The sequence below is a fragment of the Chamaesiphon sp. OTE_20_metabat_361 genome, assembly GCF_031364565.1.
This window is the reverse complement of the sequence record NZ_JANLWO010000358.1, coordinates 1-1,521: the sequence shown is the minus strand read 5'-3', so window position 1 is coordinate 1,521 and position 1,521 is coordinate 1. Positions and strand designations below refer to the sequence as shown.

Annotated in this window: 1 protein-coding gene; it reads right to left on the bottom strand. The window is 47.8% G+C overall.

Going from position 1 to position 1,521, the window contains the following annotated elements:
* Positions 1-289: 289 nt before the first annotated feature.
* A complete protein-coding gene (gene lpxB / locus RMO35_RS10410) occupies positions 290-1,447 on the bottom strand; it encodes a lipid-A-disaccharide synthase (RefSeq protein WP_309740977.1) in 1,158 nt (385 codons plus the stop codon).
* Positions 1,448-1,521 lie beyond the last annotated feature (74 nt).

The window sequence follows — 1,521 nt, the reverse complement described above, 5'->3', positions numbered from 1 at the left end:
AGCACCTTGAAGATCGCCAGATACTTCTCCTGTACTGATAAAGATGGTTTTCACGGCAAGAGGGAATAGAGGGTAAGAGGTAAAAGGTAAAAGGTAAAAGGTAAAAGGTAATAGGTAATAGGTAAGTAGCTAGGTGAAATTAAATGTAAGATGCCAGCCCTTTGCTCTCACCCCCAACCCCTCTCCCAAGCTTGGGAGAGGGGAGCCAGAGCCGGAGGCGATGGCGGGGTGAGGGCGATTTCGTCATTTAGTCTCCCAGTCCCCCCATCCCCCATCTCCCATCTCCCATCTACAGCTTGGCTAAAATTTCCGCAGCGACACGATCGCAGACGCCAGGATCTCCCAAAGCCGATCGCATCTGAGTATAATCAGCTAACATCCGATCGCGGCGTTCGGGATTTAAAATTAGTTCGAGACTTTCGGTAGCAATCCGATCGGGAGTAGCTTCATCTTGCAATAATTCTGGCACGATCGGCTTCATTTCGACTAGATTGGGTGGCGACATGTATGGAATTGAAAACTTGACTACATGTTTGGCAATCCAAGCTGTTACTTTACTGACTTTATAAACTACGACTTGGGGAACATTTAGTAATGCTAATTCGAGGCTAACTGTACCGCATTTAGTAATCGCTAAATCTGCTGCTGATAAGACTAAATCGGCATTTTCGGTGACTAGAGTTGCATTAATTTGATACGCTTGAATCTGACTTTCGATCTCTGCGACAAAATCTGGACGAGCTAGCGGAATCCAAAACCGCACATCGGGTAATCGATCCTGAATTTGCCGAGCGGCTGCAAAAATATCGGGGAGGATATAAGTTAATTCTTGCTGGCGGGAAGCTGGAATCAAGGCTATGGCTACTTCTTCCCCAGTAATTCCTAACTTGTCACGCGCGATTTTGCGGCTGGCGAGAGTTGCGATCCGATCGACTAAAGGATGTCCGACGAATGTTGCTTTAGCTCCTTGCTCTGTAAAATACTGGGCTTCGATCGGAAAAACTGAGAAGATTTCATTGATAAAGCTAACGATTAATTTAGCTCTTTTATGTTGTCTCGGCCAGACCCAATCTTGAGGCGCAATATAGAAGTCTATTTGGAGATTTGGAAATAAATTCCTGGCGTATGTACCGATACTAATATTCGGATCTACATAGTCGATAAGGATCAGCACATCGGGCGGAGTGGCTTTTAAATACTGTTTGGCAAGATTCCGCGCTTGGATGGAGGGGCGCAAATAGGCTCGTGCCTCCCACACACCGATCGAACTGATAAATGTAGTGTCGGCGATGATTTCCGCGCCTGCTGCGGCCATTTTACTGCCACCGAGCGCGACGATCTTCAGGTCGATTCCTGACTTGTCGGCTAGTCGCTTGAGTGCGGTGACGAGTAGGGCACCCTGAAGATCGCCAGATACGTCTCCAGTGCTAATGAAGATGGTTTTCACAAAAGAGGGGATAGGGGATAGGGGATAGGGGATAGGGGTGACAAGGAGAGGGGAGACGGGGAGACGGGGAGACT